Annotated in this window: 9 protein-coding genes and 1 pseudogene; 5 read left to right on the forward strand and 5 right to left on the reverse strand. The window is 62.1% G+C overall.

Annotation, left to right across the window (positions count from 1 at the left end; all coding sequences use genetic code 11):
- Positions 1-562: hypothetical protein (locus NW835_RS09935; protein ID WP_414415194.1), on the forward strand; the 562-nt coding region annotated here is incomplete at its 5' end.
- 126 nt (positions 563-688) lie between these two features.
- Complete coding sequence (locus NW835_RS09940) at positions 689-1,822, forward strand: peptidylprolyl isomerase (RefSeq protein ID WP_414415195.1); 1,134 nt, start codon at positions 689-691, stop codon at positions 1,820-1,822.
- 46 nt (positions 1,823-1,868) lie between these two features.
- Here the strand turns inward: NW835_RS09940 and NW835_RS09945 are convergent, their stop codons facing one another.
- The 4 genes from NW835_RS09945 to NW835_RS09960 form a co-directional block, all read right to left on the reverse strand.
- Entirely contained in the window at positions 1,869-2,639 is a 771-nt protein-coding gene (locus tag NW835_RS09945) for an MlaE family lipid ABC transporter permease subunit (RefSeq protein ID WP_414415214.1), read from the reverse strand.
- Positions 2,640-2,655: 16 nt separating this feature from the next.
- Positions 2,656-3,282, reverse strand: a complete 627-nt coding sequence (locus NW835_RS09950; RefSeq protein ID WP_414365596.1) for a GerMN domain-containing protein — start codon at positions 3,280-3,282, stop codon at positions 2,656-2,658.
- A gap of 246 nt (positions 3,283-3,528) precedes the next feature.
- Entirely contained in the window at positions 3,529-4,374 is an 846-nt protein-coding gene (locus tag NW835_RS09955; protein ID WP_414386038.1) for a DUF2993 domain-containing protein, read from the reverse strand.
- A 70-nt stretch (positions 4,375-4,444) separates the two neighbouring features.
- Complete coding sequence (locus tag NW835_RS09960; RefSeq protein ID WP_414365594.1) at positions 4,445-4,876, reverse strand: hypothetical protein; 432 nt, start codon at positions 4,874-4,876, stop codon at positions 4,445-4,447.
- Between the two features lie 555 nt (positions 4,877-5,431).
- On the opposite strand from NW835_RS09960, the gene NW835_RS09965 reads away from it, so the two are divergent.
- Positions 5,432-5,644: a hypothetical protein gene (locus NW835_RS09965; RefSeq protein WP_414365593.1), complete on the forward strand. Its 213-nt coding sequence runs from the start codon at positions 5,432-5,434 to the stop codon at positions 5,642-5,644.
- Positions 5,645-5,724: 80 nt separating this feature from the next.
- A complete protein-coding gene (locus NW835_RS09970; RefSeq protein WP_414415196.1) occupies positions 5,725-7,245 on the forward strand; it encodes a YcjF family protein in 1,521 nt (506 codons plus the stop codon).
- Here the strand turns inward: NW835_RS09970 and NW835_RS09975 are convergent.
- Positions 7,242-7,565: a hypothetical protein gene (locus tag NW835_RS09975; protein ID WP_414365591.1), complete on the reverse strand. Its 324-nt coding sequence runs from the start codon at positions 7,563-7,565 to the stop codon at positions 7,242-7,244. The genes NW835_RS09970 and NW835_RS09975 overlap by 4 nt on opposite strands.
- Before the next feature lie 183 nt (positions 7,566-7,748).
- Between NW835_RS09975 and rpsN the strand changes: the two are divergent.
- A pseudogene (gene rpsN / locus NW835_RS09980) lies at positions 7,749-7,916 on the forward strand (30S ribosomal protein S14); the annotation flags it as partial.

Consider the following 7,916-nt stretch of genomic DNA (forward strand, 5'->3'; position numbering starts at 1 on the left):
GCCGACGCCGACCCCGACGGAGACACCGACGCCAACGCCGACCCCGACGCCGACGCCAACGCCGACGCCAACGCCTAGTCCGTCACCTTCCCCAGGCGAAGGGATCCGGCTGGTGAAGCGGATCAGTGCCGTCAACGGCCTTCCCATCCGTGAGTTCTTCGACGAGCCCACGGATCCCAACGACAACCCAGGGATCCCTTGGCCGGGCGGGGCAGCAACCTTCCTGCAAGGTGCCGTCAACCAGCCGGTACGTCCGGGAGCGCGGGTGCAGTTTGCCATCTACTTCCTGCTGGATTCGCCCAGCTCGACGCTGACGGTGTGCGATCCCCTCGTCCCTGGTCTTGGCTATGTGCCGGGCAGCTTGTCCTTGACACCGGCAGGTGGCTCTCCAGTGGCTCTGAGCGATGCAGTTGATGGGGATGGGGGAGCTTTCATCCCACCAGGACAAGTGGTGCCAGCGGCCTGCGGCGGCATCACCAACTCCAACGGAGTGGTGGTGGTCAATGTGGGGGGATCTGGCACTGCCGGGGCCATCCGCTTTGAGGCCGTCGTTCCCAGGTAGGAGGGGGATGCAGCCGGTTCCTGGCCGTTTGACCTTTGCATTCTCTTCTCTTGCAGCAACGCTTGCCGCCAGCAACGGTAGAATGCCAGGCTGAGAGCAAAAGCAGTGTCGGCAACAGGTGAGGATATGGCGCAGCGTGCCCAGCAGGGATCCCCAGTTGGAGGCAAGACCGATCGGTGGGAGTGGGGGAGAAAATCGCTCCGGCTTGTCTTAGCTGCGGTGTTGCTGTGGGTGGTTTGGCTGGGTGGGATCCCGGCCCTGGCGCTGCCGCAAGGGGATGCTATTACGGATCCGCGTACTCTCTTGCGGCGGGCGCTGCCCATCCAGGACAGCCGGATCTGGGAAATCGATGAGGCCATCACCAAAATCGAGAGCGACCTTAAGTACAACCGCTGGTCGGCGGTGCGGGGAGATGTGCGCCAGGTGGAGCGGCTTCTGGATCGCTACACGGATCCCCTCTTGGCGGAGTTGCCCCCTGAGCAGGCTGCTGCCGCCGCTGGAGAAGTTGCCACTCTACGCCAGGAGTTGCAACTCATTAGCCAAGCCACAGAGCGCAAATCCAAGGGCAAGGAAGAGGCCCGCGCCGCCTATGACCGCCTCATAGACGAGCTGGGATCCCTGGAAAACCACTGGGTGGGGGCTTTTCCCTACGCGATCCCTGCCGAATATGCCGACAAGCCGCAGCTCCTGGGCCGGGCGGAAGCGGAGCTGAACACCACCGCCGGGCGCATGGTGATCACGCTGGATGGGTATAGCGCCCCCCTCACCGCCGGCAACTTTGCCGATTTGGTGCAGCGGGGCTTCTACGACGGCCTGACCTTTGACCGGGTGGAGAACTTCTTCCTGGTGCAAGCGGGGGATCCCCCAGGCCCTGCCGACGGCTATGTGGATCCGGCCACCGGCAAGGTTCGCACCATCCCGATGGAGATCCGGGCCAAAGGCGAGGTAATGCCCCGCTACGGCCAGACCTTTGATCAACTGGGCCTGTGGGATGTAGAGCCGGCCCTGCCCTTTTCTGCTGAAGGAACGGTGGCCATGGCCCGCTATCCCGATGAGCCCAACAGCGCCTCTTCTCAGTTCTTCATCTTCATGGCCGAGCCGGATCTCACCCCTGCCGGCCTCAACCTCATGGATGGCCGCTATGCCGTATTCGGTTATGTTACCGAGGGCACCGAGGTGCTGCGCAAGATCAAGCTAGGGGATCAGATCCTGAGCGCCCGGCTGATCTCAGGCCAAGAAAATCTCAGGAATGGGGCGTAGGGATTCTGCATCACTATCTCCCCTGAACCGTTGCCCTTTTGAGTGGCTAGAAGGCGCGGCTGAGGGCGCTACCTGGGCCCTGAAACAACAGCCAGGACATGAGAAAGTTAGTGACAAACACCCCCAGCAACGCTGTCACCACAGCATCGGTAGTGGAGCGGCCCACCCCCTTGGCGCCGCCGCTGGTGGAAAGGCCCCAGTTGGAGCCGACAATGGCGATCAGAACCCCGAACACCATCGCTTTCAAACAACAGACGAGCAAGTCCCAAGGGGTCAGGAGATTCTGAGCCGAGGTGAGAAACACCGTGGAAGAAATGTTGTAAGCCGAAGCGCAGATGATCATCCCCCCCACCAAACCCGTCAGCAGGGAGAGGATGGTGAGCACCGGCAGCATCAGCCCTGAAGCCACCACCCGCGGGGTCACCAGGTAATCCACTGGATCGGTGCGCAACAACAGCAGAGCGTCGATCTGCTCGGTGACTTTCATGGTGCCCAGCTCGGCGGCAAAGGCGGATCCCACCCGTCCGGCCAGGATCACCGCCGTCACCACCGGCGTCAGCTCGCGGGCCAGGGCAATGGCCAAAACCCCTCCGATGAGGGAAGAGGCCCCGAAATTGATGAACTCGCGTGCCAACTGAATGGTGAAAACGCCGCTGATCACCACCGCCGTGATCAAAACAATCAGCAGCGACTCCAGCCCCACTGTCGCCAGTTGCTCCAGGGTGTTGCGCCGATGAATACGGCCTTGCAGCAGGTGCAAGATCACCTGACCGGCCAGGAGAAAACTGCTGCCCACCCGCTGCAACCAGTTCATGATCTTTGTCTCAAGGGTTTCAAGAGGCTGATACGGCTGACGGCTCCGCCTCAGGTTCTGCCGGCAGCTGGAAGCTGGGGACAAACGAGGCCCGCGTCAAGGGTTGGTCGATAATTAGCCCTTCCCCCCCCAACACCTCGAGGGCGCGCCCCTCGACGGAGATCCACACCCGCGCGCCGGGGTTCTGGCTGGTGGCCGTGTAGAGCACCTGCGCAATCCGGCTCATCATCGCCGTGGATCCCCCCCCTTGCGTGAATTCAGAAGAGAAGTTGAGGAAAATATCGTCGCCTTCCACCCGCACATCCAGCAGCCGCGTCTGGGAGGGGATGGCGGTGGCGAGGCGGGGATCCCGGGGACCGGCAATCAGCTCCTCCAAGGCCAGGCGGATGGCCTCTTGGGCGTCGAAGGCGCGCAGGGAGCGCTCCTGCTGCACGTAGTAGATGGAATTGTCAGCACTGGTCAGCCAATACAGAGAAAGGGTTTGCCGCGGCCCGATGCTGTACCACCAAGCTCCCCCCATCACCCCTAACCCCAGCAAAAAGCCGAGGATCCCCAGTTGCAGAGCCGGGCCGCGCCGGGGGCGAGGACGCCGTCCTCCCAAGCGGACGGAGCCAAGCTGTGCAGTACGCCCTCCGTAGTGATCCATCGTTGCCATTCCCCTGTCTTGCCTAGCTCTAGGGTAGCGAAGAAAAGCCCACTCTGCCGGGGATCCCCAGGCTGGACAGGCCCAAAACTGGCACGGGAGCAGCCACAGGCAGCTTGAACCGGCCTCACCCTGAGCTCCAGCTTTACGCTAGCCAAAACCATTTGCAACAACCAAGGGGAGGCGCGGCTTCTCTTCCACCTGGACGAGGCCCGCTTCGAGAAGATTTGTCCGCGATGGGGATCCCTGCTAGGGAAGAGCGGCCCGCTGGGATCCCATCAGGGTCTCCAAGCTCTCGACCCGCACAAAGCCGATCACCTGCAACTGGTCAGACCCTATCTCCAAGCTGAGCACCCGCACCAGGATCCCCAGATCTTCTAACTCTTGCAGATTGAACACCTCGTTAAGGCCGCCCAAAAACGCTGCCGAGATCTCATCGGGAACCCGCACAGAGCCGATGACAAACTCCGGATCCTGAAGCTGCAAGCGGCGCCCCTCCTCCACCCGGATCCCGGCGTTGAACACCACATCAACCGTTCGCGTCAGCGGGACAGAGTCTTTTTGCTCACTGCCGCCTTCCTGCTCCACCAAGAGGGCAGAAAGTCGAAGGCGGTCAGGAGCCAAAAACTCGACCCGGGGTTGGCGCAGATCGAAGCGGCGGGGTTCGTCCCTACGCCCGCTAAAGGGCAGATCTGCTCGGATATCCTGAAACTGTCTCAGCACCTCTGGTGAGTTGAGGGCAGCATTCAAGTCTTCTTCCCGCACCACCACCCGCACCGCCGCCTGCAGAGGACGCTCCAGCCGCAGAGGAGCCCCGCGGAAAAAAGAGGGGTCAATGGCCACCGGATCTGTTTCCAGCTCCAGCAGCTCGATGCGCGGAAACGGAGCCCTGTAGAGCCCCCGCCCAGCAACCAACAACCGATCCGCCTGGCCACTCAAAAAACGATAGTTGGGGCGGCTTTGGATGCGCACCTCCAAAACCTCTACCCTATCAAGCTGAGCGAGCAAGAGCTGCTGAGCCGTCTGATCTGCCAGGTAGCCTGCCCCTCCTCCCAAGCCCGCCAGCAACCCCAACAAAGCCGCCAGGATCTCCATATTTGCCGCTGTCGCCTCTCCCCCACCCAGGTTAGCAGGGGGGATCCCTGGCCCCCGTTAGGGATCCTGGCTAACGCAACACCTTAAGGGGGCTAGCCTCAATAGGGCGATTTCCCAGGAAAGTTTTGGCAATTTTCAGGCCATCCGCCATCACCGGCCGGTTGAGGGTTGGGTCATGGACAAATTTGACGCCGGAAGCCACCGTTGGGCGCCCCTCGCCCCAGGTATCCACGACTTTCAGGGTGGCGGCAGCAACTGGACGGCCATCGGCAAAGTAATCCACTACCTTCAGAGTCGAAGCTCCCACCGGGCGGTTGTCGATCTCGATCTTGCTGAACTTGACAGGGCTGGGGAACACCGGCGGGCCGGACTTTTCTCCCACCCCCTGGGCAGCCAGCGGGGCAGGATCGGCAGGCCGAGGAGCCAAATTTAGACCGTTGCCCTGTCCCGTAGAAGTTTCTTGCTCCGGCAGCGGGCTGGAAAGACCACTAGGAACGGCCATAGAAATCTCCTGAGTTCCAGAGAGTTATGGGGGAGAAGGAGCAACAAGACAGCCCTCTTGGGATCAGCTCAAAGAAGCTAGAGCCAGCGTCTGTAGATCCCGATGAGCCTCAACCTAAAGACATTCTAAACTACCCTTGGGCCTGGGATCCGCCGGTTACCACCAGGCTCTTTCTCCCAACTGCTGCTGAGGTGAGTTGGCCAAGTCTATGGCAGGCATCCCCCCATTGTCATTGGCGCTGGGCCAGGTGGGCCATGCCGGCTCTGTGGGCGTTGCTGCTCGTACCTGCCCCTGCAGCTTTGGCATCGCAGGTGCCCCAGTTTGACCTCGTTGACACTCCCACCGCCTAAAGGTGAACCAACCCGTAAAGGCGCTGTCAAGACGCCTCTAGACAGTTCTTTGAGGCAAAGCCCCAAGGTTCTGCTGACTTTTCTGTTCACGTCAGCGGGACGGAGTCCTTGCAGATTGGCTGAGACGTTTTGTATTGATTGCCAAGGCTGAGGTTCTCCCTCTGCTCAAGAGGATGAGCAAGCCGGCTGGGCCTGTCTGTCCTTTTTGATCACAGGATCCCAGCGCACCGGCGAGGTGGCTGTGGAGTCGGAGCGGGGGGTGGCCGGTAAGGACTCCGTCCCGCTGACGCGAACAGCCTGGCAGTTGCGCCATCTGCAGGTGAAGGTGGATGGGGAGCCGCAGGCCATTCGGGTCATCGAGGGGGGATCCCGGTGTGAAGGGGAAGAGCCGCCCCTACAGCCTGAGGGCGAGATCTGAGTAGTCGGACAAGGGCAGCCACGGCTAGAGTCAAAAGGACTCCGTTCCGCTGAGGCGAATGGTTGTGGCCCTGGATCCCTATGCGATCGGTTCCCTATCTGCGCTTGCTGCTGCTCTTGGCGCTGCTGGCCTCGTTCACGGGCTTGATTGTCTGGCTGATCCAATCGTTTTTGGATCTGTACTACGCCACCCGCTACCACCCGATTTTGGGGGGGGTGTTGATCGGGGTGCTGGTGTTGCTGCTGCTGGTGTTTTTGGCCGCTTCCATCTACTACTTGTTTCTGTTCCGCCCCGCCCCTAAAACCGAGAGGCTTCCCAGGCCGGCCCCCCCGGAGACCCCTGCCGAGAAGTGGGAGGCAGCCCGGCGCAACCTGGCGCACCTAGAAGCTCAGATGGCGCAGATCCAGGATCAGGTGGCGCGGGCGGCGCTGGCGGAGCGGTCGGCTCGGCTGGCCCAACAGTTGGCCCGGCCCCAACTGAAGGTGGTGGTCTTCGGCACCGGATCGGCGGGCAAAACCTCGCTGGTGAACGCGCTGCTGGGGCGGCGGGTGGGGGCGGTGGGGGCAACGCTGGGCACCACGCAGACGGTGGCGGTTTACGATTGGGACTTGCCCGCGATCCCCCACCCGGTGCAGATCGTGGACTGCCCGGGCATTTTGGAGATCGGGCCGGCAGGGGCGATGCGGGAAGAGGAGGCGCAGGCGCAGGCCCAGGCCGCCGAGCTGCTGTTGGTGGTGGTGGATGGGGATCTGCGCCAGTCGGAGGTGGATCCCTTGCGCCGGTTGATCGCCCTGGGCAAGCGGGCTCTGCTGGTGCTCAACAAAATCGACCGTTACACCTCGGAAGAACGGCAGCTCCTCTTGCAGCGCCTGCGGGAACGGGTTTACCCCCTGATCCAACCGGAAGATGTGCTGCTGGCTGCTGCTGACCCGGCCCCCGTGCGGCTGGGATCCCAAACCTGGCAACCGGAGCCCGAGGTGGCAGCGGTGCGGGATCGCGTCCAGGCGGTGCTCTACGCCGAAGGGGGATCCCTGGCCTTGGACAATGCCCTGCTGCAATCGCAGCAGTTGGGGGAAGAGGCCAAGCGGATCATCCAGGCGCAGTTGCGCCGCCAGGCGGAGGAGGTGATCGATCGCTTTCAGTGGATCGTGACCGGCGTCGTGTTTGTCAACCCCATCCCGGCGCTGGATCTGCTGGCTATTGCCGCCATCAACGCCCAGATGGTGGTGGAGCTGGGATCCCTCTACGGCTGCCAGATGAACCTGCAGCAGGGGCGGGAACTGGCCCTGTCCCTGGCCAAGACCCTGGCTGGCCTGGGTCTGGTGGAAGGGGCGATCCAACTGACCACCGGGCTCCTGGCTACGGTGGCTGAGGTGAGCGTGGTCGGTTTTTTGGCGACAGCCCCCATCCAGGCGGCCAGCGCCGGCTATCTCACCCGCATTGCCGGCAAAAGCTTCATCGAGTATTTCCAGCGCAACCAAAGCTGGGGGGAAGGGGGGATGCAGGCGGTGGTCAGGGCCCAGGTGGAGAGCACCCAAAAATCGGGCTGGCTCAAGGAGTTTGTCCGCCAGGCCTCAGAACGGGTTTTTCGCCTGCGCTAGTCCCTGTTGGCGGCCTCGACAGCAATATCCGTCGGCAGGAAGGTCAGCTCCATCTGCGCCACATAGTCGGCGTAGCTCAGGGCGGGCACATCATCCCATTCCGCCAGGCCATGCATGCACTTCGACCATTGAATAAAAGTGGCCGGATAGATATAGGCCAAGCTGGGATCCTGCAAAACCTCTTTGGGCAGCGGCGGAGCCGACTTGAGCACCGCCAACAAAGCCGGGGGCTTGTGGAGGATCACGCGGGTGGCCTCGATCTGCTCTGGGGAAACCTTGAACTTGGCGGCGACCAACGAGATCACTTTGGAAAGGGTCATCACCCACCACCAACCTTGCCTACAGAAAGAGATTGCCCCCAAGCCGAGGGGCTGGCCTCAGGGATCCTACGGAGCCCAAGCAAGGGGAGCAGCGAGGATGGCCGGCTCTGGGATCCCCTTGCCTGAGGGGAGGGCTTCTCGCTATTCTAGATGAGCTGAAAAATTGGGAGAAACAGGTGAGCCGTGGCTAAAAAGAGCATGATCGAGCGGGAGAAAAAGCGCCAGCGCTTGGTCGAAAAATATCGGGAGAAGCGCCAACAACTAAAGGCGGCCATGGCCGATCCCAACATCGACCAGGTCACCCGCATGGAGCTGCATGCTCAACTGCAAAAACTCCCTCGCGCCAGCTCG

It is taken from the genome of Synechococcus sp. OH2, from assembly GCF_047462155.1.
Lineage (GTDB): Bacteria > Cyanobacteriota > Cyanobacteriia > Thermostichales > Thermostichaceae > Thermostichus.